General features: G+C 71.0%; 23 protein-coding genes. 7 read left to right on the top strand and 16 right to left on the bottom strand.

Translation table 11 applies throughout. From position 1 onward, the window contains the following. Positions 1–4 precede the first annotated feature (4 nt). From ELY19_RS16780 to lspA, 3 genes are read right to left on the bottom strand one after another with little or no spacing between them, the layout of a single operon-like run. On the bottom strand, positions 5–658 hold the full coding sequence (locus ELY19_RS16780; RefSeq protein ID WP_126197249.1) for a hypothetical protein: 654 nt from the start codon (positions 656–658) through the stop codon (positions 5–7). Beyond that, positions 655–1,581, bottom strand: coding sequence for an RluA family pseudouridine synthase (locus ELY19_RS16775; protein WP_126197248.1), 927 nt, complete (start codon positions 1,579–1,581; stop codon positions 655–657). The genes ELY19_RS16780 and ELY19_RS16775 overlap by 4 nt, the downstream gene beginning before the upstream one ends. Beyond that, entirely contained in the window at positions 1,574–2,161 is a 588-nt protein-coding gene (gene lspA, locus ELY19_RS16770) for a signal peptidase II (RefSeq protein WP_197715914.1), read from the bottom strand. Before lspA ends, ELY19_RS16775 begins: the two co-directional genes overlap by 8 nt. Before the next feature lie 27 nt (positions 2,162–2,188). Between lspA and ELY19_RS16765 the strand changes: the two genes are divergently transcribed. Continuing rightward, entirely contained in the window at positions 2,189–3,169 is a 981-nt protein-coding gene (locus tag ELY19_RS16765; protein WP_126197246.1) for a hypothetical protein, read from the top strand. Between the two features lie 27 nt (positions 3,170–3,196). On the opposite strand, the gene ELY19_RS16760 is transcribed toward ELY19_RS16765, so the two are convergent. Continuing rightward, the gene (locus ELY19_RS16760; protein WP_126197245.1) at positions 3,197–3,694 is read right to left on the bottom strand and encodes a WKL family lipoprotein; all 498 of its coding nucleotides are present in this window, start codon (positions 3,692–3,694) and stop codon (positions 3,197–3,199) included. 103 nt (positions 3,695–3,797) lie between these two features. Between ELY19_RS16760 and ELY19_RS16755 the strand changes: the two genes are divergently transcribed. From ELY19_RS16755 to ELY19_RS16745, 3 genes are read left to right on the top strand one after another with little or no spacing between them, the layout of a single operon-like run. Then, positions 3,798–4,742 carry an asparaginase gene (locus ELY19_RS16755; RefSeq protein WP_126197244.1) on the top strand — a complete coding sequence of 315 codons (945 nt, stop codon included), beginning with the start codon at positions 3,798–3,800 and terminating at the stop codon, positions 4,740–4,742. A gap of 23 nt (positions 4,743–4,765) precedes the next feature. Continuing rightward, positions 4,766–6,127 (top strand): TrkH family potassium uptake protein, encoded by a 1,362-nt coding sequence (locus tag ELY19_RS16750; protein ID WP_126197243.1) that lies wholly within the window; start codon positions 4,766–4,768, stop codon positions 6,125–6,127. Positions 6,128–6,146: 19 nt separating this feature from the next. Then, positions 6,147–6,794: a potassium channel family protein gene (locus ELY19_RS16745; protein ID WP_197715913.1), complete on the top strand. Its 648-nt coding sequence runs from the start codon at positions 6,147–6,149 to the stop codon at positions 6,792–6,794. A gap of 29 nt (positions 6,795–6,823) precedes the next feature. On the opposite strand, the gene ELY19_RS16740 is transcribed toward ELY19_RS16745, so the two are convergent. Together ELY19_RS16740 and ELY19_RS23850 are read right to left on the bottom strand one after the other, a co-directional pair. Continuing rightward, the gene (locus tag ELY19_RS16740) at positions 6,824–7,981 is read right to left on the bottom strand and encodes a CaiB/BaiF CoA transferase family protein (RefSeq protein WP_227966897.1); all 1,158 of its coding nucleotides are present in this window, start codon (positions 7,979–7,981) and stop codon (positions 6,824–6,826) included. 100 nt (positions 7,982–8,081) lie between these two features. Then, entirely contained in the window at positions 8,082–8,816 is a 735-nt protein-coding gene (locus tag ELY19_RS23850; protein WP_212552817.1) for a DUF6891 domain-containing protein, read from the bottom strand. Positions 8,817–8,873: 57 nt separating this feature from the next. Between ELY19_RS23850 and ELY19_RS16735 the strand changes: the two genes are divergently transcribed. From ELY19_RS16735 to ELY19_RS16725, 3 genes are all read left to right on the top strand, one after another. After that, positions 8,874–9,506 carry a hypothetical protein gene (locus ELY19_RS16735; RefSeq protein WP_126197241.1) on the top strand — a complete coding sequence of 211 codons (633 nt, stop codon included), beginning with the start codon at positions 8,874–8,876 and terminating at the stop codon, positions 9,504–9,506. A 9-nt stretch (positions 9,507–9,515) separates the two neighbouring features. After that, positions 9,516–9,911 (top strand): SRPBCC family protein, encoded by a 396-nt coding sequence (locus tag ELY19_RS16730; RefSeq protein ID WP_126197240.1) that lies wholly within the window; start codon positions 9,516–9,518, stop codon positions 9,909–9,911. Positions 9,912–10,093: 182 nt separating this feature from the next. After that, positions 10,094–11,617, top strand: a complete 1,524-nt coding sequence (locus ELY19_RS16725) for an HNH endonuclease signature motif containing protein (RefSeq protein ID WP_227966895.1) — start codon at positions 10,094–10,096, stop codon at positions 11,615–11,617. A gap of 56 nt (positions 11,618–11,673) precedes the next feature. Here ELY19_RS16725 and ELY19_RS16720 read toward each other — a convergent pair whose 3' ends face one another. The 10 genes from ELY19_RS16720 to murC all read right to left on the bottom strand — a co-directional run bounded on the left by ELY19_RS16720 (position 11,674) and on the right by murC (position 23,508). Continuing rightward, positions 11,674–13,026 carry a DNA polymerase IV gene (locus ELY19_RS16720; RefSeq protein ID WP_232015638.1) on the bottom strand — a complete coding sequence of 451 codons (1,353 nt, stop codon included), beginning with the start codon at positions 13,024–13,026 and terminating at the stop codon, positions 11,674–11,676. Between the two features lie 67 nt (positions 13,027–13,093). Continuing rightward, on the bottom strand, positions 13,094–16,222 hold the full coding sequence (ileS, locus tag ELY19_RS16715; RefSeq protein WP_227967353.1) for an isoleucine--tRNA ligase: 3,129 nt from the start codon (positions 16,220–16,222) through the stop codon (positions 13,094–13,096). Between the two features lie 268 nt (positions 16,223–16,490). Next, a complete protein-coding gene (locus tag ELY19_RS16710; RefSeq protein WP_126197236.1) occupies positions 16,491–17,090 on the bottom strand; it encodes a hypothetical protein in 600 nt (199 codons plus the stop codon). A gap of 36 nt (positions 17,091–17,126) precedes the next feature. Next, complete coding sequence (wag31, locus tag ELY19_RS16705; protein WP_126197235.1) at positions 17,127–17,942, bottom strand: DivIVA-like cell division protein Wag31; 816 nt, start codon at positions 17,940–17,942, stop codon at positions 17,127–17,129. 164 nt (positions 17,943–18,106) lie between these two features. Then, a complete protein-coding gene (locus ELY19_RS16700; RefSeq protein WP_126197234.1) occupies positions 18,107–18,397 on the bottom strand; it encodes a YggT family protein in 291 nt (96 codons plus the stop codon). A 23-nt stretch (positions 18,398–18,420) separates the two neighbouring features. Then, the gene (locus tag ELY19_RS16695; RefSeq protein ID WP_126197233.1) at positions 18,421–19,095 is read right to left on the bottom strand and encodes a cell division protein SepF; all 675 of its coding nucleotides are present in this window, start codon (positions 19,093–19,095) and stop codon (positions 18,421–18,423) included. A gap of 122 nt (positions 19,096–19,217) precedes the next feature. Continuing rightward, entirely contained in the window at positions 19,218–19,961 is a 744-nt protein-coding gene (pgeF, locus tag ELY19_RS16690) for a peptidoglycan editing factor PgeF (protein ID WP_126197232.1), read from the bottom strand. 60 nt (positions 19,962–20,021) lie between these two features. Continuing rightward, positions 20,022–21,185, bottom strand: a complete 1,164-nt coding sequence (ftsZ, locus tag ELY19_RS16685; protein WP_126197231.1) for a cell division protein FtsZ — start codon at positions 21,183–21,185, stop codon at positions 20,022–20,024. Positions 21,186–21,367: 182 nt separating this feature from the next. After that, positions 21,368–22,072, bottom strand: coding sequence for a cell division protein FtsQ/DivIB (locus ELY19_RS16680; RefSeq protein WP_126197230.1), 705 nt, complete (start codon positions 22,070–22,072; stop codon positions 21,368–21,370). Beyond that, entirely contained in the window at positions 22,069–23,508 is a 1,440-nt protein-coding gene (gene murC / locus ELY19_RS16675) for a UDP-N-acetylmuramate--L-alanine ligase (protein ID WP_227967351.1), read from the bottom strand. The genes ELY19_RS16680 and murC overlap by 4 nt, the downstream gene beginning before the upstream one ends. Between the last annotated feature and the right edge of the window lie 29 nt (positions 23,509–23,537).

The raw sequence follows: 23,537 nt of genomic DNA, 5'->3' as shown, positions 1-23,537 counted from the left end.
CAATTCATCGCGGCGGCACCGGACGGTCGTCGGGGCCGGGGGCGGCGGTCACCGTCGACGACGGGAGCAGGGCGGAGACGCCGAAGCGGGCGCCCTCGCGCGGGAGGACCTGGACGGACCGCACCCCGGGCCGGCCGGCGACCGCACGGAGGGCGTCGCCCGTGCCCCACACCACGACCCCGACCACGGCGGGCCTGCCCGCGCGCAGTCGGGACACGGTGACGCGCGCGATCGCTTCGCCGCGGTCACCGGGTGCGACGAGCGCCGGCATCGCCAGGGCGGCCAGCTCGTTCGCGGCGCGCACGCCCGCGCCGCTCTGGCCCGTCGGGATGATCGCCGTGGGGGTCTGCACGCCGGGGATGCGCACTCGCACCAGCACCCGGCCCACGCGGTCGAGTCCCGCGGCGCGGGTCCACACCTCGTCGGGCGTCCACTCCGCGGCCGGGGAGATCAGGGCCCAGCGCCGCTCCGCCGGGGGCGCCGCCGCCAGCGATGCGCGGGCCTGGTCGAGGTACTCCGCGACCGCCTGGCCGGACTGCGGGCCGAGCCGGTCACCGTCGGGCCGCAGGACGCGCACCGGGGTCTGCGAACCGAGCCAGAAGGACAGCCCGAGAGCGACGGCGAGCAGCGCGGCCCAGCCCGCGATGGTCCGGCTCACGCGTCGCGCAGGACGTCCAGGGCGTGCTGCAGATCGCCGGGGTAGGGCGAGGTGAACTCGACGTACTCGCCCTGCGTGGGGTGCGTGAAACCCAGGGTCCGGGCGTGCAGCCACTGCCGCTCCAGGCCCAGCTTCTTCGCCAGCGACGGGTCCGAGCCGTACGTCTGGTCGCCGCAGCACGGATGGTGCAGCGCCGCGAAGTGCACGCGGATCTGGTGCGTGCGGCCGGTCTCCAGGTGCACGTCGAGCAGCGTCGCGGCCTGGAATGCCTCGATCGTGTCGTAGTGCGTGATCGACGGCTTGCCGTCCTTGGTGACGGCGAACTTCCAGTCGGAACTGCGATGCCGGCCGATCGGTGCGTCGATGGTGCCGGACATCGGGTCCGGGTGTCCCTGCACCAGCGCGTGGTACCGCTTGTCGACGGTGCGCTGCTTGAACGCCCGCTTGAGCACGGTGTAGGCGCGCTCGGAGACGGCGACGGCCATCACACCGGAGGTCCCGACGTCGAGGCGGTGCACGATGCCCTGCCGCTCGGGCGCCCCCGAGGTGGAGATCCGGAAGCCCGCGGCGGCGAGGCCGCCGATGACCGTCGGGCCGGTCCAGCCGACCGACGCGTGCGCTGCGACGCCCACGGGCTTGTCGACGACCACGATGTCGGCGTCGGAGTAGAGGATGTTCATGCCCGGCACGGGCTCGGCGACGATCTCCAGCGGCCGGGCGGGTTCGGGCAGCGTGACGTCGAGCAGGGCGCCCGCGTGCAGCTTGTCGGACTTGCCGACCGGGACCCCGTCGAGCGTGACGGAGCCCTCGGCCGCCAGCTCGGAGACGACCGTGCGGGACAGGCCGAGCAGGCGGGCGACGCCCGCGTCGACCCGCAGGCCGTCGAGCCCGTCGGGGACGGGCATGGTGCGCGATTCACGCATCGGTCGCCTCCGTTCCCGTGGTGCGGGTCTCCTCGGCCGTGGTCTTCTCCGGCGTGCGCGTGCGCTTCTCCCCGAAGCCCTCGTACGGGTCGCGCCCGAACAGGGTGAGCGCCACCAGCAACACCGCGGCGACGCTGATCGCGCAGTCCGCGGTGTTGAACACGGGGAACCAGTCACCGACGGAGAAGAAGTCGATGACGTGCCCGCGGAAGACCCCTGGGGCGCGGAAGATCCGGTCGGCGAGGTTGCCCAGCGCGCCGCCGAGCACCAGACCGAGGCCGAGCGCCCAGGGCAGGGACGTCAGCCGCGACCCCATCCGCACGATCCACACCACCACGCCGACGGCGATCAAGGTGAGCACCCACGTGTACCCGGTGGCCATCGAGAAGGCCGCGCCCGGGTTCTTCACGAAGTACAGGCTGAACGGGCCCACCACGTGGATCTTCTCGCCGTACGTCATGTGCCGGACCACCGTGGTCTTGGCCGCCAGGTCGATGAGGAAGACCGCGACCGCGACCACCGCCAGGAGGATGCGCGGGTTCCGATACCAGCTCGGCCGCGCGGTTGCGGGGGAATCCATGACTCCATCATCCACTACGGTGGCGGTGTGCATGGCAAGCGGTTGCGGCTGGTCCCGGTGGTGGCGGCGTCGACGGTGGTGCTCGTCACCGCCGTCGCGGGGTGCGGGGACGGCGACTCCGCCGGCGCCGGCGCGTCCTCGTCGGCGCCCGCCCGGCAGTCGGTCGCGGCCCCGGCCGCGACCGCGGGCTGCGCCGCGACCCCGCCCGAGCTCCCCGGGCACGCGGTCACCGTCGACGTGCCGCAGGCGACGATCGTGCTCGACTCCCCCGGCACCGGCGCGGCGCGTACCCTGGCGGTCCGCCCGACCGCCGTCGCCGAGTACGCGCTGTTCACCAACTCGCTGCAGGTCTCGCAGGTGGCGGGCGAGCAGCCGTCCGGTGGGAACCGCGACGTGACGCTGCCGCTGACCGCGCAGCCGTCGTGCGCCGATCCGCTCGACGTCTACCTCTTCTTCTCGGCGCCCACGTCCACGGACGCCGCCACGACGAAGGCGCTCGAGGTCGAGGCGGGATCCGTCGCGCGCGTGAAGCTCGCACCCAGCGGCGAGGTGCGCTCGTTCGTCCTGGCCGCACCGCCCGGCGTCTCCTCCGAGGCCCAGTCCGCGTTCGAGCAGGCCCTGCTGCAGACCTTCCTGCGGCTGATCCCGCTGCCCGCCGAGCCCGTCGCCCCCGGTGCGACGTGGACGGCGACCCGGTCGATCCGCGCCGACAGCACCCTGACCCAGACGATGCGCGTCACCCTCGGCGGCACGGCGGACCGGCCCGAGGTGAAGGCCAAGGTGGACGAATCGCCCGACGATTCCGTCTTCCGGGTGCCGGGCAGCGACAGCACCCTGCTGATCGAGAGCTACACCTCGGAGGGCAACGGCACCATCGAGATCGACCCCGCCCGCGCGTTCGGACAGGGCGGTGTGCAGTTGGAGGGCGGTCGCACCCTGGTGGGCGACGACCCGGCGAAGAAGCTCACGCAGAAGACGGGCAGCGTCTACCGCTTCGGCCCGAAGTAGTCGGCGTCCGTCGGTCCGTGACCGCGGTCAGCGGCAGGACGGCGAGTCGCGCCCGACCTGCACGATCATCTGGCAGGCGTACGAGCGCTGCAGTTTCCACCGGCCCTCGTCGAAGGCGAGGGTCGCGTAGGCCAGCTGATTCGTCCCGCCCATGAGCACGGAGAACTGCGCCTTCGCCAGCCCCGGCTGCTCCAGTACGGGGCGGCCGATGTGCCAGCTGACCTGAGGGTTGTCGCTGCGCAGCTTGACCAGCTCGTCGAACAGCGGCCCGTCGGCGATCGTCGCGCCCTGGACCAGCTGCACCTTCTCCTCGATCGGCACGTTCGGGTCGACCGCCCGGCTCAGCATCTCCTCGAGTTGCTGCGTCGACGGTGCACGGTCCGGCGTGCTCGACGGTGCCTCCGTCACCTGGACGGAAACGGCCGAGGGGGTGCTCGACCGCGATTCGGTGCTCTCCCCGCTGCAGGCACCGCAGGCCAGGCCCACGAGTACCGCGGTGAGGGCCATGAGGACCCGTCCGCGCATCGAGAATGTCACCTCCGTCCGGCCGCTGCTTCGCCGCCTCCACTATGCCAAACGTGACGCGGTGCGCCACCGCGCCCCACGGCCGGCATGCGATGCTGCACGCATGCCTGAAGTGATCGTGCTCGCCACCGGTGGCACCATCGCCAGCCGTCACGACGAATCCGGCGCGGCGGCCCCCACGGACGCCGGCGCGGCGCTGGTCGAGACCGCCGGCGCCGTGCCGGGAATCGACGTGACGGTCCGCGACGTGACCGCCGCGGATTCGTCCGCGCTGACGCTGGAGCAGCTCGACGAGATCCGGGCCGCGGTCGTGGACGCTCTCGCCGACCCGGAGGTGGCGGGGGTCGTCGTGACGCACGGCACGGACACCATGGAGGAGACCTCGCTCCTGGTAGACCTGACGCACACCGACCCGCGGCCGGTGGTCTTCACCGGTGCGCAGCACCCCGCGGATTCGCCCGCCGCGGACGGACCGGCGAATCTCGCGGAGGCGATCGCGGTCGCCGCGGACCCCGGATACCGGGGGCTCGGGGTGCTGCTCTCCTTCGCCGGGCAGGTGCAGACGGTGCGGGGGCTCGCGAAGGTGTCCACCGTCGCGCCGCAGCCCTTCGAGGGTGGCCTACCGGTGGCGGAGCTGGCCGGGACGGCACCGAATCGGCTGCTGACCAAGCCCGCGCCGATCGCGGGCGTGCGCGTCGACATCGTGGCCTCGTACCCGGGGGCCGACGGTGCCCTCGTCGACGCCGCCGTCGCGGCCGGCGCCCGCGGGATCGTGCTCGCGGGCACCGGGAGCGGGAACACGACGGTCGCGCTCGCGGAGGCGGTGCGCCGCGCGCTGGACGCGGGCGTGGTGGTCGTCGTGTCGACGCGGATCGCGTCCGGGCCCGTCGACGCCGCCTACGGCGGGGGCGGCGGTGCTGCCGACCTCGTCGCCGCCGGCGCGCTGCTGTCGCGACGGCTGCGGCCCGGGCAGGCGCGGATCGTGCTACTCGCGCTGCTGGCCGCCGGCGTGGGCCCGCGATGGATCGCGGCGTACCTCGGGCGGTAGCCGCGCCGGGGTAGGTTCTGCTGATGGCCCGCGGAATGGCCGGTCCCACGCAGCCGGCACGCCTGATCGTTCTCGGCTTCGGCCTGGCGACGGTGATCGGCAACGTGCTCCTGTCCCTGCCGATCGCGGCGACCGACGGCCAGCGCACCGCGCTGAGCACCGCCCTGTTCACCGCCACGTCGGCGGTGTGCGTCAACGGGCTCGTGGTGGTCGATACCGAGTCGCACTGGTCCACCTTCGGCGAGGTGGTCATCATGCTGCTGGTACAGGTCGGCGGGCTCGGCATCATCTCGCTGGCCTCGCTCCTCGGACTGCTCGTGGCGCGGCGCATCGGGTTGCGGCTGCAGATCCTGGCGCAGGCGGAGAACAAGAGCCTGGAGCTGGGCGAGAGCAAGCGGGTGGTGCTCGGCGTCGTCCGGATGAGCCTCGCCGTGGAGGCGGTCACCGCCCTGTTCCTGTTCGCGCGGTTCGCGCTCGGCTACGACGTCTCGACGGGCCGCGCCGCGTATCTCGCGATGTTCCACGCCGTCACGGCCTACAACAACGCGGGCATCGCGCTTTACTCGGACAGCCTGACGGGGTTCGCCGAGGACCCCGGGATCGTCGTGCCGATCATGGTGGCGATCGTCATCGGCGGGCTCGGGTTCCCGGTGATCTACGAGGTCACGCGGGCGCTGCGCCGGCGGCTGAACCGGGACACCGCGCTGACGCGTTGGTCGCTGCACACGAAGCTGACGCTGATCACCTACTTCGCGTTGCTGGTCGGGGGTGTCGCCCTCATCACCGCGTTCGAGTGGACGAATCCGGCGACCCTGGGCCCGCGCGACGTGGCCGGCAAGATCCTCACGGGGACGTTCGCCGGGGTCTCGCCGCGCACAGCCGGTTTCAACACGATCGACGTGGGCGCGATGCATCCGACGTCGCTGCTCACCACCGACGTGTTGATGTTCATCGGCGGCGGCAGCGGCGGCGTGGCCGGTGGGATCAAAGTCACGACCTTCGCGATCCTGGCGTTCGTGATCTGGGCGGAGATCCGCGGCGAGCCGACCGTGCACGCCTTCGGCCGGCGCATCTCCGCCGACGTGCAGCGACAGGCGATCACCGTCGCGCTGCTCAGCGTCGGCACGGTGATGGTGGGCACGCTGACGCTGCTGCAGATGACGCACTTCGAACTCGACGCCGTGCTGTTCGAGGTGGTCTCGGCGTTCTCCACCGTGGGCCTGAGTACCGGGATCACCGACGATCCGCCCGTCGGCGGGCGGATACTGCTGGTGGTCCTGATGTTCGCGGGGCGACTCGGTCCCGTGACCGTGGCGTCCGCCCTCGCCCTGCGCGAGCGCGAGCGCCGCTACGAGTTGCCGGAGGAGCGTCCGATCGTTGGTTAAATCACGCAAGCGCACGGGGATGCGCATCGTCGTCATCGGCCTGGGCCGGTTCGGCGCGTCGGTGGCGCGCGAGCTGATCGCGCAGGGCGCCGAGGTGCTCGGGGTGGACGTGGACGAGCGTCGCGTGCAGCGGATCTCCGACGACTTGACCTATGCCGCGGTCGCGGACTCGACCGACGAGGAGGCGCTCAAGCAACTGGGGGTGCCGGACTTCGCGCATGCGGTGGTCTCGATCGGCTCCGACCTGGAGGCCGGCATCCTCGCCACCTCGCTGCTGTCGGAGTTCCGGATCCCCAACATCTGGGCGAAGGCCACCAGCCACCAGCACCGCCGCATCCTCGAACGGGTGGGCGCGCACCACGTGGTGCTCCCGGAGCACGAGATGGGCGAGCGGGTGGCGCATCTCGTGACGGGCGGCAGGATGCTGGACTACGTGGAGTTCGAGGAGGACTACGCGATGGTCAAGGCGCACGCGCCGCGCAGCATCGTCGGGAAGGCCCTCAAGGACTCCGGCGTGCGACACAAGTACGGGATCACCGTGGTGGCCATCAAGCATCCGGGTGAGGATTTCACGCACGCCGACTACGACACGATCGTGCAGGACGGTGACGTCCTGATCGTCGCCGGCCGGAACGAGGCCGTCGAGGCGTTCGCCGACGTGAACTGATGGGCGAGGGCCGTGCCCCGGGGCACGGCTCACCGACCACCGCCGGAGCCCCCGCCGTTGCGTAGCCCGGCGCGGACCGCCTCGGTGTGCTCCCCCACTGCGGGTGGGCGACGGTAGTCGGTGACGGGGGTGCGGGAGAAGCCGATCGGGTTGCGCACCTGGTCCATCGCGCCGTCGCCCACGTGGATCCGCGGCTGCAGGCCCAGGCTCTCGGCGAGGGCGAATCCCGAGGCGACGTCGCCGACGGTGCCGGCCGGCACCCCCGCCGCGGTGAGCCGGCGGGCCCACTCCCCCGCGTCCTGGGCTTCGAGGCGCGCCTCGAGGAGCCGGACCAGATCGGCGCGGTGGCGCACGCGGTCCGGGTTGCTCGCGAAGCGCGGATCGTCGGCCAGCTCCGCGGCACCGACGGTGGCGGCGAGGCGGGCGAACTGGCCGTCGTTGCCGCACGCCACCGCGAGGAGGCCGTCGCGGCACCGGAGGGTTTCGTAGGGCGCGATCGACGGGTGGCTGTTCCCCCGCCGCGACGGGGCGGCACCCGTCGCGAGGAAGGTCGCGCCCTGATTGGCCAGCGAACCGAGAAGCGAGGACAGCAGATTCACCTCGACACGTTGTCCGAGGCCGGAGCGCTCCCGCTCGTACAGTGCGGCGAGGATCCCCGCGACGGCGTCCTTCGCGGTGAGGACGTCCACGAGGGCGACGCCCACCTTCATCGGGTCGCCGTCCGGTTCGCCCGTGATGCTCATCAGCCCGCCCAGGGCCTGGACGAGGAAGTCGTACCCCGGCAGCTCCGCCCCGGCCCCGGAGCCGAAACCGGTGATCGAGCAGTAGACCAGGCGCGGGTTGACCGCGACGAGGTCCTCGTACCCGAGGCCCTTCGCGTCGAGCGACCCGGTGCGGAAGTTCTCGACGAAGACATCGGCGCGACTGGCGAGTTCGCGTGCCACCGCGCGATCCCCGGGGTCGTCGAGGTCGAGTTCGACGCTGCGCTTGGAGCGGTTCGCCGACTCGAAGTAGGCGCTGGTGCGATCGGTCCAGGGCGGTCCCCAGGCCCGGGTGTCGTCGCCGGCGCCGGGGCGTTCCACCTTCACGACGTCCGCGCCGAGGTCCGCGAGCATCACCGTCGCGAGGGGCCCGGCCAGCACCCGGCTGAAGTCCGCCACCACGATTCCGTCGAGTATCGGTGCCACTTGTCGTCCCCCCGTCCGTCGCGGCTGAGCGTGCTCGCTTCGGATTGTGCCCCGCGGGTCGTCGACGTCGCGCCCCGGCCTCGGACGCCGGGCGGTCCGGTCAGAAGCGGAAGCCGAAGTTCCGCTTCCGGGACTCCGGGGCCGGGGCCGCCGGCGGGGCCACGTCGTCCTCGGGAAGCGGCCGGCGCCAGTCCATCCCGACGACCCGGATCCGCGTGCCGGTGTCGCCGTCCCACTCGTAGCGGAGTCCCTGGGCGTCCAGGGCCGACGTGATCGCGGCGGCGAGGTCGTCGAAGGTGCGCTCGTACAGCGCGGACATCCGCTCGTCGTCGCCCTGGGCGCTCGCGAGCTCGGCGGGGTCGATCGACGGCGACGGGCCGAAGGACCCGTACCCGAGGTAGACGGAGGGCTCCGCATAGGCCAGGGCCTCGGCGTCCTGCTGGGTGAAGTAGACGTACCCCCACTCGTCCGCGCGATCGTCACCGATCTCGGCGTCGGCACAGGTCCGGCAGCAGGTGAAGTTGTGCCGCACCAGGATCCCGCGCGCGGCGATCGCGTCGCACGCGGCATCGAACCGCGCCCAGTCCCCCTCACCGTCCGATCGGTCGAGGTGGGCCCGGTACGCCGCCCGCGCGGCACGGACGGCCTCCCGAGCCTCCTCCGGGGTGGCGCCGGAGGCCTCGAGCACCTCCGCCACGCGAGCCGCCGTGAAGTAGCCCGGGTTGACGAGGATCGAGGCCGCCCGGAGCGTGTTGTCCGGCAACGTCCGCACGAGCGTCCCGTCGCGCAACCATTCGGGTACCTGACTGTTCTGCTGAATGAAGCGACTCCCCATTGCTGCACAATATCGCAGAGTGGATTCACGTTCCCTGACTTGTGACATAGTGGAGTCATGGGCACCTGGGAGGACCTGCAGCGCACACCGATCGCCGACGTGCGGCGGCGCGCGGCGATCGTGGACACGTGGAACGACATCGAACCCGTCGACGTCCCCGGCGGCGTGCGGTTCGCGTGGAACGACGGGGGTGGACAGGCCGCCGGCTGGTTCTTCGCCGACGACGGGCGCGTGCTCCTGCTGACGTACGAGCACGAGAGCGTGCTCAACTTCTACGAGGACTACGCCTCACAACTGAGCGTGTTCGGCGGCGTCCCCGACGAACTCGTCGCCATGGTCGCCGATCGCCCGGAGAGCTACGAGTTCCTCAACACGGAGAACGACCAGGGCAGGACACTTCCGCACGCGAGCGGCGTCTTCTGGTTCGACGGTGCACGATGGCAGATCGCGCAGGGCCTCGTCGAGTACTGCGCCACCCACGACATCACCCTGATCGCGGACGGCGTCTTCAGTCACGATGTCGGGTTCGAGTACGCCCTGGGCGACTGCCGATTCGGCGAGGAGTTCACACCCGAGGCGCTGATCGCCGAGCAGGTGGCGAACGGCTACTACGAGGAGCCGGGCGAGGAGGAGGCCGCGCTCGGTGCGTTGCGTGCCGTGTTCGCAGCGTACGACCGCGCCCCTCGGTAGCGTGGCGGGATGACCGAGGAGTCCCGCCACATCAGCGTCGTGATCCCCCGCTCCGCCGCGGAGGTGTACGCCTTCGCCCGCGAGCCGAAGAACCTGGTCCGCTGGGCCGCCGGCCTCGCGACCGGCGTGCGATCCGACGGTGACGACCTGGTCGCGGACTCGCCGATGGGCGAGGTGCGCGTGCGGTTCGCGCCGGACAATACGTTCGGCGTCCTGGACCACGACGTGACGCTGCCCGACGGCACCGTCGTGAACAATCCCCTGCGCGTACTTGCACACCCGGACGGCGCGGAGGTGCTGTTCACGGTGCGGCGACTGGGAGCGAGCGATGCCGACTTCGACCGGGACTGCGCGACGGTCCTCTCCGACCTCGAGCGCCTGCGCGCGGTGACGCTCGCGCCCTGACGACCGCGACAGTTCCTCGAACTTTCTATCGATTAATGTTGCAATGTCATCGAACGCCGCGGTAGAATCGAGGTAGTCGAGGGGGCGCAATGAATACTTCTACCTGTATAGCAGTGGAGTATCTCGACGCGCTCACATCATTCGAACACGCAGCGGAGCAACTCGCGCACGTCGATCCCGTGATGCTGGACTCCGAAGACGTCCTCTCCGCACTGGAGCGCCTGGAGGCGGCCTTCCGGAAGGTGCCGTACAGCCAACATCGCCTCACCCAGGTCGCGGTGGAGCAAGGTCTGCCGGGGCAGCTGGGCTACACCGGGATGAAGGAGCTGCTGGTGCAGCGGCTCCGCCTCGCGGGAGGCGAAGCGCGGGATCGGATCCACGGCGCGCGGGACCGCGCTCCCCAGCACGGGCACGGCGTGTGCCCCGAGCCACGGTATGCGCTCGTCGCCAAGGCACAGCGCGACGGAACGATCTCCGATCGGCACGCCCTCGCGATCGATCACGTCTTCGCGAAGTGCCGCAGGACGATCCGGCCCGACCAGGCCGCGATCCTCGAGGATGTTCTCGTCACCGCCGCTGCGGACGTCACGCCCGAGGACCTCTCCGTCATCGGGGCCCGCGCTCTCGCGCACCTCGACCCCGATGGGGCGGAGCCCGATTCCGATGTGATCGAGCGCGCCCGCGGCCTCCACGTGGGTACGCAGGACGGCGACCTGATGACGCCGTTCGACGGCGACCTGTCCCCCGAGGGGCGCGCGTTGCTGGACACGATCCTGGAGAAGCTCGCGCGGCCCGGAGTGAACAATCCCGCGGACGCGGACGATCCCGTGGATCTCACCGATCAGGACGCGGTGAAGGCGGCGGCGAAGCATGATCAGCGGACGGCGGCGCAGCGCAACCATGACGCGCTCGTGACCGCACTGGGGCTCGCCGTCGCGTCTGGCGGGCTCGGGCAGCACCGCGGCCTGCCGTGCGTCCCGATCATCACGCTCGGCATCGACCAGCTCGAGACGGAGACCGGCATCGCCACCACCGCCACCGGCGGCAGGCTCCCGGTCGCCGACGCGCTGCGCATGATGGGCACCAATCCGAAGTACGTCCTGGTCCTCGACCTCGCGTCGCGGCCGCTGTTCCTCGGGCGCGAGAAGCGCCTCGCCTCCGCGGATCAGCGGATCGCGCTGTACGGCTCCGAGAAGGGCTGCACCGCACCCGGGTGCGACGCGCCCGCCACCCGCTGCCAGGTGCACCACATCACCGAGTGGGCCGACGGCGGAGCCACCGACATCACCTGTCTCACTCTCGCCTGCGACGCCCACCACGGGAAGGTGGCGCCCGCGACCGGTGACTTCCCTCGGGGCTGGGAGACGATCACGGTCCCTCAGGGCGAGTACGCCGGCCGCACCGGCTGGCGCCGCACGGCCGACCCGACCCACGAGCACCGGGTGAACCACAAGCACCACACCGAAGAGCTCTATCGCCACGCCCTCGAACGCTGGAACGCCCGCATCGCGGAGCTCCGGAACCTCTGGCGCGCCGAGGAACTGCGGGTGCGTTACCGGGAGTGCGTCGGTTCCATCCACGACGACATCGGCGAGATCCTCGACGGTCCGCACGGCCCGCCGATCCTCGAAGCCCTCCTTGCCGAACACGACGCCGACGAGCCGTGGAACTGCCAGATGCCCGCCGACCTGCGCACCGCTGCGTGACGCGGACACCACCCGCGTCCAGCGCGACCGCGCGCCGCCGGACGGTGCGGCGGGAATTAGCCCTCGTCGTCCTCGTCGATGCGCAGGTGTTCGGCGGGCCAGTCGAGGGAGTCGAGGGGGTCGGCCTCGCGCAGGTCTGGGTCGTCGGCCTTGAAGCTGCGCATCCGGCCGGCGCCGGAGGTGCGCGTCTCGAAGCGCACGCTGAGCACCCCGTGCCCGGCGCCCTGCACCCAGCCGTGGCCGAACTCGGGGTGGCGCACGTCCATGCCGGGTCGCCACCCCACGACAGGTACCTGGACCTCGGCCGCGTCCACACCGCCGTCGTCGTCTGCGACCTCGTCCGCTTCCCCGGAAGCCTCGTCGCTCCCGTCGCTCTCGTCGCCGAACAGCGCGAACTGCTCCACGCTGCTGAGCCCGGAGAAGCCGACCCCGACGAGCCGCAGGCCACCGATCTCCATCGGGTCGAGCGCGAGGCGCTGGGCGGTCGCGGTGAGCACGGCCGCGTCGGTGGTCGCCGACGGCAGCGTGGCGGACCGCGTCAGCAGGGACATGTCGGACCGCTTGAGCTTGAGCACGACGGTCCGCGCCCCGCGCCCGTCCCGGCGCAGCCGCCGCAGCGCGTGCTCGGCGCTGCGGTCGATCTCCCGCCGCAGCGCGTTCATCGTGGTCACGTCGGTCTCGAGCGTGTGTTCCGCGCTGATCGACTTCGCCTCGCCGTTCACCGCCACCGGCCGATCGTCCTCACCGCGCGCCAGCCGGTGCAGCGCCGGCCCCAACGTCACGCCGAGCACCGAGACCACCTCGACCTCGCTCATCGCCGCGAACTGCCCGATGGTGTCGATCCCCAAGCGGGAGAGCCGCTCCCCCGCCACCGGGCCGATGCCCCAGAGCTTGCGCACCGGCAGCGGGTACAGCATCGACTCCTGCGCGGCGGGCGGGATGACGGACACCCCGTCGGGCTTCGCGAGGCCCGAGGCGATCTTGGCGGCCTGTTTCCCCGCCCCCGCGCCGACCGAGGCGACGAGCCCCGTCTCCTCGCGGATGCGGCGGCGCAGCTCCTCGGCGAAGGCCGTCACCTCGGCGGTGGACGCCCCGGCGAGCTCGACCGGCTCGCCGAAGGCCTCGTCGAACGACAGGGTCTCGACAACGGGGATGAGCTCGCGAACGGTCGCGAAGACCCGGCGGCTCACGGTCCCGTACAGCGCGCCGCGCGGCGGCAGCACCACTGCGGCGGCGCCGACGAGCCGGCGCGCCTGGTGCATCGGCATGGCGGAGCGCGCGCCGAAGACGCGCGCCTCGTACGAGCAGCCGGCCACCACGCCGCGGCCGCCGAGCCCGCCCACCAGCACGGGGCGGCCGCGCAGGGTGGGCCGGGTCAGCTGCTCGCAGGACGCGAAGAAGGCGTCCATGTCGAAGTGGAGCACCCAGCGGGCGCTCCGCTCAGCCTCACCCTGCCCCGGCACGGCGCGACGTCGCTCAGGCGCGAGTGAGGCGGGCCCGGACGCCGTCGCCCAGGTCCACGGCGTCCACGTCTCCCTCGAGCGAGGCGAACTCCAGCGACGTGGCGAGCACCTCGCCCGCGATGAGCTCCTGGTGGGTGCGCGCCGCGGCGGCGTGCTCCGCGGGAACGTCGAGCACCAAGGAGATCCGATCGCTCACGTCGAGCCCCGCCGCGCGGCGCGCCTCCTGCAGCTCGCGGATGCGGTCCTTCGCCCAGCCCTCGGCCTCGAGCTCGGCGTCGACCGAGAGGTCGAGCACCACGAGACCGGCACCGTCGGGAAGCTCCGCGGTGGAGTCGGGCGCGGCGGCGACCAGCCTCCGGGTGTACTCGCCGTCCTGCAGCGCGATGCCCGCGGCGGTCACCACCCCGTCGGCGACGGTGTAGTCACCGGACTTGACCGCCTTGATCACGGTCTGCACGTCCTTGCCCAGGCGCGGGCCCGCGGCGCGGGCGTTGACCGCGATCTCGACCCGGCCGTAGGCGTCGGCGTCGGGCGAGACCTGCACGTCGCGGACGTTCACCTCGTCGGCGATGATCGACGCGAAGGGCGCGAGCTTCTCCGCGCCGGGGCCGGCGACCGTCAGCGTGTGCAGCGGCAGCCGCACCCGCAGCTTGTTCGCCTTGCGCACCGAGGAGGCCACGGAGCAGACGTCGCGCACCTCGTCCATGGCCGCGACCAGCTCGGGGTCGGCGGGCAGGTCGGACGCGGAGGGCCAGTCGGTCAGGTGCACCGACTCGCCGCCCGTGAGGCCGCGCCACATGGCCTCGGTGGCCATTGGAAGCAGCGGCGCCGCGAGCCGGCACGTGGTCTCCAGCACCGTGTACAGCGTGTCGAACGCGCCCTCGTCGGAGCCGTCCCAGAACCGCGCGCGCGAGCGACGCACGTACCAGTTGGTCAGTGCGTCGACGAAGAGCCGCAGCTCCTCGCAGGCGTCGGCGATGTTGCAGGTGTCGAGCGCCTCGGTCATGGCGTCGCGGGTCTGCGCCAGCTTCGCGAGGATGTACCGGTCCAGCACGTCCTGCGAATCGGTGCGCCACGTCGCCGGCTTCTCCGCGTACAACTGCAGGAAGGAGTAGGCGTTCCACAGCGGCAGCAGGGTCTGCCGCACGCCGTCGCGGATGCCCTGCTCGGTGACCACGAGGTTGCCGCCGCGCAGGATCGGCGAGGCCATGAGGAACCACCGCATCGCGTCGGAGCCGTCGCGGTTGAAGACCTCGTTGACGTCCGGGTAGTTCCGCTTGGACTTGGACATCTTCAGCCCGTCGTGGCCGAGCACGATGCCGTGCGCCGCGACCGTGCGGAACGCGGCGCTGTCGAACAGGGCCGTCGCCAGCACGTGCAGGTTGTAGAACCAGCCCTTGGTCTGCCCGTTGTACTCGACGATGAAATCGCCCGGGAAGTGCGTCTCGAACCAATCCCGGTTCTCGAACGGGTAGTGGACCTGCGCGAAGGGCATGGAGCCCGATTCGAACCAGCAGTCCAGCACCTCGGGCACGCGCCGCATGGTCGACTGCCCGTCCTCCGGCGACCGCGGATCGTCGGGGTTCGGCCGGGTTAGCTCGTCGATGTACGGGCGGTGCAGGTTCGTCGGGCGCACGCCGAAATCGCGCTCCAGCTCGTCGAGCGAGCCGTAGACGTCGACGCGGGGGTACGCGGGATCGTCCGAGACCCACACCGGGATCGGCGCGCCCCAGTACCGGTTGCGGCTGATGTTCCAATCGCGCGCGCCCTCGACCCACTTGCCGAACTGGCCGTCGCGGATGTGCGCCGGATTCCAGGTGATGTCCTGGTTCAACTCCAGCATGCGCGGGATGATCTTGGTGACCTCCACGAACCACGACGGCACGGCCATGTAGATCAGCGGCTGGCCCGAGCGCCACGAGTGCGGGTAGCTGTGTTCGATCGTCTCGTGCCGCAGCAACCGGCCCTTCGCCTTGAGATCCTTGGCGATGACGGGGTTCGCGTCGAAGACCTGCAGCCCCTCGTACGGCGGCACCGCCGAGGTGAACCTGCCACCCGGATCGAGCGGCTGGACGACCTCGATGCCGTACTTGCCGGAGGCCAGCTCCATGTCCTCCTCACCGAAGGCCGGCGCGAGATGCACCACGCCGGTACCGGAGTCGGTGGTCACGTAATCGGCGAGCAGCGTCACGTGCGACTTGGGGTGCCCGGCGAAGAAGTCGAAGGGCGGCTCGTAGGCGGCGAACTCCAACTCGCGCCCCTTGTAGCTCCCCTTCACCTCCGGCGACTCGCCCAGCTCGCGGGCGTAGTGACCCAGCCGCGCCTCGGCGAGCAGGTAGTCCTTCCCGTCCTTGCCCGTGACGTGCACGTAGTCCAGGTCGGGGTGCACGGCGATCGCGAGGTTCGACGGCAGGGTCCACGGCGTGGTCGTCCAGATCAGCGCCTCGACACCGTCGAGGGCCTCGAGCGCGGTGCCCTTCGTCGTCAACGGCATGCCGACGGTGACCGCCGGGTCCTGCCGCATCTTGTAGGCGTCGTCGAGCTTGCTCTCCTGGTTCGACAGCGGCGTCTGCTCGTACCAGGAGTACGGCAGCACGCGGTAGCCCTGGTAGATCAGGCCCTTCTCGTGCAGGGTCTTGAACGCCCACATGACCGACTCCATGAAGTCCAGGTCGAGCGTCTTGTAGTCGTTGTCGAAGTCCACCCAGCGGGCCTGACGGGTGACGTAGTCGCGCCACTCCTCGGTGTACCGCAGGACCGACGTGCGGCAGTAGTCGTTGAACTTCTCCACGCCCATGGTCTCGATCTCGGACTTGTCCTTGATCCCCAGCTGACGCTCGGCCTCGAGCTCGGCGGGCAGGCCGTGGGTGTCCCAGCCGAACCGCCGGTCGACCTTCTTGCCCCGCATCGTCTGGTAGCGCGGCACCAGGTCCTTGACGTAGCCGGTCAGCAGGTGGCCGTAGTGCGGCAGGCCGTTGGCGAACGGCGGACCGTCGTAGAAGACGAACTCCTCCGCATCGGCCCGGTTCGCGATCGTCCGCCGGAAGGTGTCGTTCTCGGCCCAGTAGGCGAGCACGCGCTCCTCGAGATCGGGGAACGACGGGGTGCCCGTCCGGGCAGGGCCTTCGTCGTCGCGGGTCATGTCGACCAGCGGATAGGGGCGCTTCTCGCTCACGGTGTCTCCTCGTGCCGTCAACTACCAGCACGGGGACGATTCCCGGCCCTCGGCCGGGTACCGCGGTACCACCCCGCTTGCGTCTCCCGGATGGGCGGCGCCGCTCGTGAATCGGGCTGTGACGGGCCCCACCGTCCGGTTCTACTGAGGCGGAATCCGCCCGTTCTTCCGGATGCTCCCCGGTGATGGCCGGATCAACGCAGTGCTACCGCCAAGGATAGCGAATCGTGCAACATCATTTCTTGTCGGGATGTTCCTCGTCCGGCTCCTGGGGCGGAGTCCACTCCGTGCCCCAGGCCTGATCGATCCGGATCTGCGGGATCTGGTCGGTCATGTCCGGGTCGTACTTCCCGGGCGCGAACAGCCCGCGAGTGGCCTCGTCGTCGGTGTCCGCCGGCGATTCGTGTTCCCACCCCGTCGGCCCGCCGAGGGGGCCCACCGCGAACTGCGTGGTCGGGTTCGCCTCGTCGTCGTGGTGACCGAATTCCTCGTGCCCGACGGTGCTCGCCTCGCGCGTCGCGTCGTCGACGGGATCGCTCCCGTCCTCGGGTTCGGCGTCGGCTCCCTCGTCCGTCTCCGCGGCGGGCGCGGGCCGGTCCGACGGTGCCGGGTCGTCGTCCTCGTCGGCGTCACGATCACCGGGGCTCCAGGACGCGGCCGGGTCGGCCTTGTCGCGCTCGGCGCGACGGTAGGTGAGGACGTCGCCGAGCAACAGGCCCACCCCCACCACCGACACCACCACGCAGGCGATCGCGAGCCAGAGGTTGGCCGTGACCAGGGCGACGATCAGCAGGATGAACCCGATGATCGTCGCCCCCAGTGCGGCTAGCAGCATGAGAACTCCGCCCTAGTACCGGCTCGGTACCAGCGGCTACTTGTACTGCTGGTTGCCGCCGGCGGCGTTGCCGGGGTCGTTGAAGTCGCCACCGCGACCCTGGCCGTGATCGACCGGGGCTGCGCTGCGCAGCGACTGCAGCTCCTCGAGCTGCCCCTCGAGGTAGGTCTTGAGGCGGGTGCGGTACTCGCGCTCGTAGGTCTTGAGCTGCTCGATCCGACCCTCCAGCACCGTGCGCTGCTGGTTGATGGTGGTCATGATCTCGGTGTGCTTCGACTCGGCCTCGGCCTGCAGGGCGTCGGAACGCTCCTGGGCCTGGCGCAGCTGGTTCTCCGAGCGCGTCTGCGCGTCGGCGAGCAGCGCGTCGGAGCGCTGGCGGGCATCGGCGACCATGGCCTCGGCCTTCTGCCGGGCGTCGGTGACCATGGCCTCCGACTGGGCGCGCGCGTCCGAGACGAGCTTCTCGGCCTCGGCGCGCGAGTTGTTGGTGAGGCGGTCGGCCGTCTCCTGGGCCAGGCCGAGCACCTTGGCGGCGCGCACGTGGGCGTCCTCGTCGCTGGCGGCGGGCGCGGCGGCCTGCGCGGCCACGGCGGGCGCGTTGGGCGTGGGCGACGCGAAGGCGACGGTGCTGTCGGCGGACGGCTGCTCGCCACCACCGGCGCGGGCCTCGGCCAGCTCACGCTCGAGCTCGGCGTTGCGCTGCTGCAGATCGTTGTTCTCGTCGATCAGCCGAGCGAGCTCGGTCTCGACCAGATCGAGGAACTGATCCACCTCATCCTCGTTGTAGCCGCGCTTTCCGATCGGCGGCTTGCTGAACGCCACGTTCCTCACGTCGGCGGGTGTCAGCTTCATAGGTCGTTTCCCCTCAATTCGGCTGCTCGACAGATCTCACGTCACTCGGACCAACACTGTAACTAGTGCACATCCTGTCACACCAGACCCGTTTGTTCCTCATCACCCAACAATCACGCGATGAAATGTCCGAAATCACGCGCGCGATCACCCCGTTGACCGGGTCAGAAGGCGAAAGCGTAGATCAGCTCACGTGCGACCCAGAGCAGCAGGAACAGGACGATGTAGGACAGATCCAGGCGGACCGGCCCCAACGTCACGGGCGGGATCAGCTTGCGGAGCAGCTTGAGCGGCGGATCCGTGACGGTGAACAGCGCCTCCAGCAGGACCGCGAGGAACCCCGACGGGTACCACTCCCTCGCGAAGGACTTCACCACCTCGATGACGAGCCGGATCAGCAGCAGGAAGGAGTAGGTCGACAGCAGGTAGATGACGATCAGCCAGAACGCTTGCACGGGTACCAGTCTGCCCGAAAGCGTCAGCGGTTGTAGAAACCGGTCTCCGCGATGCGCGCCCGATCCTCGGCAGTGACGTCCACGTCGGCGGTGGCCAGCATGAACACCTTGGTCGTGATGCGGTCGAAGGAACCGTGCAGCGCGAAGGTCAGGCCGGCCGCGAAGTCGACCAGGCGCTTGGCGTCGGCGTTGTCCATCGCCGTGAGGTCCATGATCACCGGGATGCCCTCGCGGAAGCGCTCACCGATCGTGCGCGCCTCCTCGTAGGAGGTGGGACGCAGCGTGGTGATGCGGGACATCGGGTTCTCCTGGCTCAGCACGTCGGCGCGGGTGTCCATCGCCAGCGCACCTCGGGTGGACGGGGCGACGGACCGCGAGACGTCCCGCAGCGGCTCCAGGCGCGGCAGCGGAGCCCGGGTGGGCTCGCGGTAGCCGCGGTCGTAGCCGGCGTCGTAGCGGTCGTCGTAGACGGCGCCACGGGCGTCGTAACCGTCGGAGTACGCGGGCTCGTACGCGTCGTACTCGTCCGCGCGGCGGCCGTCGTACGCGTAGCCGCGCTCACCGCGGTAGTCGTCGAAATCGTCGTCGAGGCTGCGGCGGCCGCGCGGCTGCGGGGTGCCCTCGTCGACGTATCCGTCGTCGTAGGCATCCAGCGGAACCATCCCGAAGTACGCCTTGACCTTGTGCAGAGTGCTCATCGTTGCCCTTCCTCGGCGCCTGCATGGGCTGGTGTGACGGTTGTGACTGTCGTTATGGAAGTGAGATTAGTGGGGAAGGCGGGCGAATGGCGGTTCCGACACGCGCAGGAATTCCATCGATGTCATTCACCCGTGTCGATCCAGATCACCGAGGCCAATCGTCCGGTCGGCGCGCCCCGTCGATGCGAGAACAACGTGGGGTCGCTGATCGTGCACCGCGGATCCTCCGCGACCGCCGCCACGCCCAGGCCCTGTAGCTGGCGGCGGATGCCCGCGCGCAGGTCGAGCCCGTCGGTGCCCTTCTCCGTGCGGCACCGGCTGCCCGGCAGATGCTGCTCCACGTCGGCCGCCATCGACGCCGGGACCTCGTACTTGGCGCCGCTGGCGGCGGGGCCGAGGAATGCGCCGATCCGCTCGGGACGCGCCCCCAGGTCCCGCATCGCGTCGATCACCGCGGGCACGATGCCGATCCGCGCCCCCACGCGGCCCGCGTGCACGGCCGCCAGCACCCCCGCCTCGTCGTCCGAGAGGAGGATGGGGACGCAGTCCGCGGTGAGCACCGCGAGCGCCAGGCCCGGCACCGCCGTGACGAGGGCATCGGTGGCCTCCACGGGTTCGTCGCGCGGACCGTCGACGACGGTGACGTTCCGGCTGTGGATCTGTTCCATCCACACCACGTGCCCCGGCTCGACGCCGATCTCCCGCTCGAGGCGGAGTCGATTGGCGGCGACGGCGGCGGGATCGTCGCCGACGTGATCGCCCAGGTTGAAGGTGTCGTACGGGGCCTTGGAAGCACCGCCGGCGCGGGTGGTGGTCACGCGGCGGACGCGGTGCGCTGCGACAGGGGCGTTCGCGGTTTCAGTCATGGCACAAGACTACGGACGGCGCCCCCGGCAGGGCCGGGAGCGCCGTCGACGTAGCGATCCTCAGCGGCGGTTCTGCAGGAACGACGGGACGTCGAGGTCGAAATCGTCGTCCGAGCGCGTCTCCCGCGTGGCGGGGCCCGCCGCGAAGGGGTCGTTGGCGCGCGCCGGGCGGGCGCCGAACGGGTTACCGCGACGCGACTCCTCCGGCTCGGCCACGGGCGCCTGTTCGGGCGCCGTGTGCTGGCCGCCGATGCGGGTCACGGGGCGACGTGCGGGCGCGCCGCCGTCGAAGCCCGCCGCGATGACGGTGATCCGGACCTCGTCGCCGAGATTGTCGTCGATCACGGTGCCGAAGATGATGTTCGCGTCCTCGTGCGAGGCGCCCTGCACGAGCGAGGCGGCCTCGTTGATCTCGAACAGCCCGAGGTCGCTGCCGCCCGCGATGGACATGAGCACGCCGTGCGCCCCCTCCATCGAGGTCTCCAGCAGCGGCGAGTTCACGGCGGCCTCGGCGGCCTTGAGGGCGCGGCCCTCACCGCGCGCCGAGCCGATGCCCATGAGCGCGCTGCCGGCGCCCGACATCACGCTCTTGACGTCCGCGAAGTCGACGTTGATCAGGCCCGGCGTGGTGATCAGGTCCGTGATGCCCTGGACACCGTTGAGGAGCACCTCGTCGGCGCTCTTGAAGGCGTCGAGCGCCGAGACGCTGACGTCGCCCAGCTGCAGCAGACGGTCGTTCGGGATCACGATGAGCGTGTCGCAGGACTCGCGCAGCGAGGTGATGCCCTGCTCGGCCTGCTTGCCGCGGCGGGCGCCCTCGAACGTGAACGGCCGGGTCACGACGCCCACGGTGAGCGCGCCGAGCTTACGGGCGATGCTCGCGACGACGGGCGCGCCGCCGGTACCGGTGCCGCCACCCTCGCCCGCGGTGACGAAGACCATGTCGGCGCCCTTGAGGAGCTCCTCGATCTCGTCCTTGGCGTCCTCGGCGGCCTTGCGGCCCACCTCCGGATCGGCGCCGGCGCCGAGACCCCGGGTCGAATCGCGGCCCACGTCGAGCTTGACGTCGGCATCGCTCATGATGAGCGCCTGGGCGTCGGTGTTGATCGCGATGAACTCGACGCCCTTGAGCCCCTGTTCGATCATCCGGTTCACGGCGTTGACGCCGCCGCCGCCGATGCCGACGACCTTGATTACGGCGAGGTAGTTGTGCGCGGCGGTCATGTTTCGCCTTTCCCCTGATGTGAAGTCTGTGTGCTTCTGAGACGAACCCTAAACCTCAACAGAAGGCTTAAAGTTATGTCAAGTAGCTGGTCTGAAACCAAGGTAGAGGGCGGTGTGCCGCTTGCCCCGCAGGCGCGCGGGCGTGTCGGGAAAAACGTTCTCGGTGAGGGGAACAACACCCGTCAGCGGGTGGTCGGCATGTCCGGATTGATCACGGTGAACTCCTTGCCGGGACGCGTCAGCACCATGCGCAGCGCAGCGGTCTTGTCCGCCGCGCGCTGATCGTCGCCCCAGTACACGACCCGCTTGTCGCGCAGGACGAAGCGCACGTTGGCCGGCGAATCCGCGCCGATCTCGACGACCTGCCCGTGCAGGTCCGGCGGCAGCGACTTCAGCACCGCGATCGACGCCGTCGTCGCGGGATCGTCGCTCTTCGGGTCGTCGACGACGAGCTTGGGCGTGAGGATCGGGGGCTCCCCCACCTTGATGAACGGCACCCCCTTGGCGTCCACGAGGACGGTGCCCGCGGGCCGCTGCGCGTAGGCGACGACCTCGCGCTCGGTCACCTCGACCACGAGCGTCGACGGGTAGGACACGGTGACGGTCGCCCGGTCGATCCACGGACTGACGGCCACCACCTGCGCGGCGTAGGCATCGCGCTGGCCCGGTGTGATCTGCAGCAGCGGACGCCCCTTGAGCGGCTCCACCACCTTCGCGACCTGATCGGCGGGCGCGTTCGTCGCGCCCGTCACGGAGACGTCGCGCGCCGACAGCACGGGCGAGAAGTACGCCGCCGCGGCGAGACCCGCCACCACGATCACCGCGAGCAGGACCAGCAGCAGCCGCCGCAGACCCGGCACGCGCCGACGCGTCGCGGGAGCACTCACGCGCCCGCCTCGGCGCCGCGCTGCGCCAGCGTGTTGAGGATCGTCGGGCCCTGCATCGTCACGTCGCCGGCGCCCATCGTGATCACGACGTCGCCCGGACGCGCGAGCTCCGCGACCACGCCGGCGACCTCGGACTGGCGCGGCACGTAGTGCGCGGAGGCCGTCACCTTCTCGGCGATCCGCTCCCCCGTCACACCCGGCATCGGGTCCTCCCGCGCGCCGTAGACGTCGAGCACGACGACCTCGTCGGCGAGGCTCAGCGCCGCGGCGAACTCGGCGGCGAACTGCTCGGTCCGCGAGTACAGATGCGGCTGGAACGCGACGATCACGCGGCCCGGCTCGCTCTGCTTGGCGACCATCTCGGCCGCCGCGGTGAGCACGGCCCGCACCTCGGTGGGGTGGTGGGCGTAGTCGTCGAACACCCGCACGCCCCGCTCGGTGCCGCGCAGCTGGAACCGGCGGTGCACGCCGCCGAAGCCCTCGATGCCCTCGATCACCTTCGCCGTGGGATAGCCCATGCTGACCACGGCGATCGTCGCGGCGATCGCGTTGAGCGCCATGTGCTTGCCCGGCACCGAGAGCAGGATCGCCCGCTCGGCGACGTTCCGGTTCTCGTCGGAGAAGCGCACCTTGAGCAGGCCGCCCTCGGCGCGGGGCTTGTAGTCCAGCAGCTGCGCGATCAGGGTCACGTCGGGTGCGAGGTCGCGGTGCGTGCCCTCGCCGTAACCGAGCACGCGGACCCCGCGCGCCCGCAGCGCGGCGTGGGTGCGCTGCGCGAGTGCCGCCGAGCCGGGATCGTCCAGGCACACGACGAGGGTGCCGCCGGGGCGGATCCGTTCGGTGAAGGCGTCGAAGACGGCGACGTACTTGTCCTCGGAGCCGAAGAAGTCGAGGTGATCGGCCTCGACGTTGGTGACCACCACCACGTCGGGCGCGTACTGCAGCAGCGAGCCGTCGGACTCGTCGGCCTCGGCGACGAAGACGTCGCCCGTGCCGTGGAAGGCGTTGGTGCCGGACTCGTTGAGCTCGCCGCCGACCGCGAAGGACGGGTTGGCGCCGCAGTGCTGCAGGCCCACCACCGCCATCGACGTGGTGGAGGTCTTGCCGTGGGTGCCGCTCACCAACAGGGTGCGGTAACCGTCCATGAGGTCGGCGAGCACCTCCGGCCGCAGGATCACCGGGATGCCGCGGCGCTGCGCCTCGACCAGCTCCGGGTTGTCCTTGGGGATGGCCGCGTGGGTGGTGACGACCACCGTCGGGCCGCCGGGCAGCAGGTCGAGGGCCTCGGGGCTGTGCCCCACCTGGACCTGGGCGCCGCGGGCCCGCAGCGCGATGACACCGCGCGACTCCTTGGCGTCCGAGCCCGACACCTGACCGCCGCGGGCGAGGAGGATCCGCGCGATGCCGGACATTCCGGCGCCGCCGATGCCCACCATGTGGACGCGCTGCAGCCGTTCGGGCAGCG

Source organism: Tsukamurella paurometabola (genome assembly GCF_900631615.1).
Taxonomy (GTDB): Bacteria; Actinomycetota; Actinomycetes; order Mycobacteriales; family Mycobacteriaceae; genus Tsukamurella; species Tsukamurella paurometabola_A.
The sequence above is the reverse complement of the archived record's forward strand: the minus strand, read 5'-3'. Positions and strand labels throughout refer to the sequence as shown.

Excerpts from the sequence above, each read along its gene's own strand:
- ELY19_RS16725 (WP_227966895.1), top strand. The coding sequence starts at position 10,094 with ATGCTGGACTCCGAAGACGTCCTCTCCGCACTGGAGCGCCTGGAGGCG.
- ftsZ (WP_126197231.1), bottom strand. The coding sequence starts at position 21,185 with ATGACCGCCGCGCACAACTACCTCGCCGTAATCAAGGTCGTCGGCATC.
- ELY19_RS16760 (WP_126197245.1), bottom strand. The coding sequence starts at position 3,694 with ATGCGCGGACGGGTCCTCATGGCCCTCACCGCGGTACTCGTGGGCCTG.
- ELY19_RS23850 (WP_212552817.1), bottom strand. The coding sequence starts at position 8,816 with ATGGGGAGTCGCTTCATTCAGCAGAACAGTCAGGTACCCGAATGGTTG.
- ELY19_RS16735 (WP_126197241.1), top strand. The coding sequence starts at position 8,874 with ATGGGCACCTGGGAGGACCTGCAGCGCACACCGATCGCCGACGTGCGG.
- wag31 (WP_126197235.1), bottom strand. The coding sequence starts at position 17,942 with ATGAAGCTGACACCCGCCGACGTGAGGAACGTGGCGTTCAGCAAGCCG.
- lspA (WP_197715914.1), bottom strand. The coding sequence starts at position 2,161 with ATGGATTCCCCCGCAACCGCGCGGCCGAGCTGGTATCGGAACCCGCGC.
- pgeF (WP_126197232.1), bottom strand. The coding sequence starts at position 19,961 with ATGACTGAAACCGCGAACGCCCCTGTCGCAGCGCACCGCGTCCGCCGC.
- ELY19_RS16720 (WP_232015638.1), bottom strand. The coding sequence starts at position 13,026 with ATGGACGCCTTCTTCGCGTCCTGCGAGCAGCTGACCCGGCCCACCCTG.
- ELY19_RS16730 (WP_126197240.1), top strand. The coding sequence starts at position 9,516 with ATGACCGAGGAGTCCCGCCACATCAGCGTCGTGATCCCCCGCTCCGCC.
- murC (WP_227967351.1), bottom strand. The coding sequence starts at position 23,508 with ATGGTGGGCATCGGCGGCGCCGGAATGTCCGGCATCGCGCGGATCCTC.
- ELY19_RS16755 (WP_126197244.1), top strand. The coding sequence starts at position 3,798 with ATGCCTGAAGTGATCGTGCTCGCCACCGGTGGCACCATCGCCAGCCGT.
- ileS (WP_227967353.1), bottom strand. The coding sequence starts at position 16,222 with ATGACCCGCGACGACGAAGGCCCTGCCCGGACGGGCACCCCGTCGTTC.
- ELY19_RS16745 (WP_197715913.1), top strand. The coding sequence starts at position 6,147 with ATGCGCATCGTCGTCATCGGCCTGGGCCGGTTCGGCGCGTCGGTGGCG.
- ELY19_RS16775 (WP_126197248.1), bottom strand. The coding sequence starts at position 1,581 with ATGCGTGAATCGCGCACCATGCCCGTCCCCGACGGGCTCGACGGCCTG.
- ELY19_RS16710 (WP_126197236.1), bottom strand. The coding sequence starts at position 17,090 with ATGCTGCTAGCCGCACTGGGGGCGACGATCATCGGGTTCATCCTGCTG.
- ELY19_RS16695 (WP_126197233.1), bottom strand. The coding sequence starts at position 19,095 with ATGAGCACTCTGCACAAGGTCAAGGCGTACTTCGGGATGGTTCCGCTG.
- ELY19_RS16750 (WP_126197243.1), top strand. The coding sequence starts at position 4,766 with ATGGCCCGCGGAATGGCCGGTCCCACGCAGCCGGCACGCCTGATCGTT.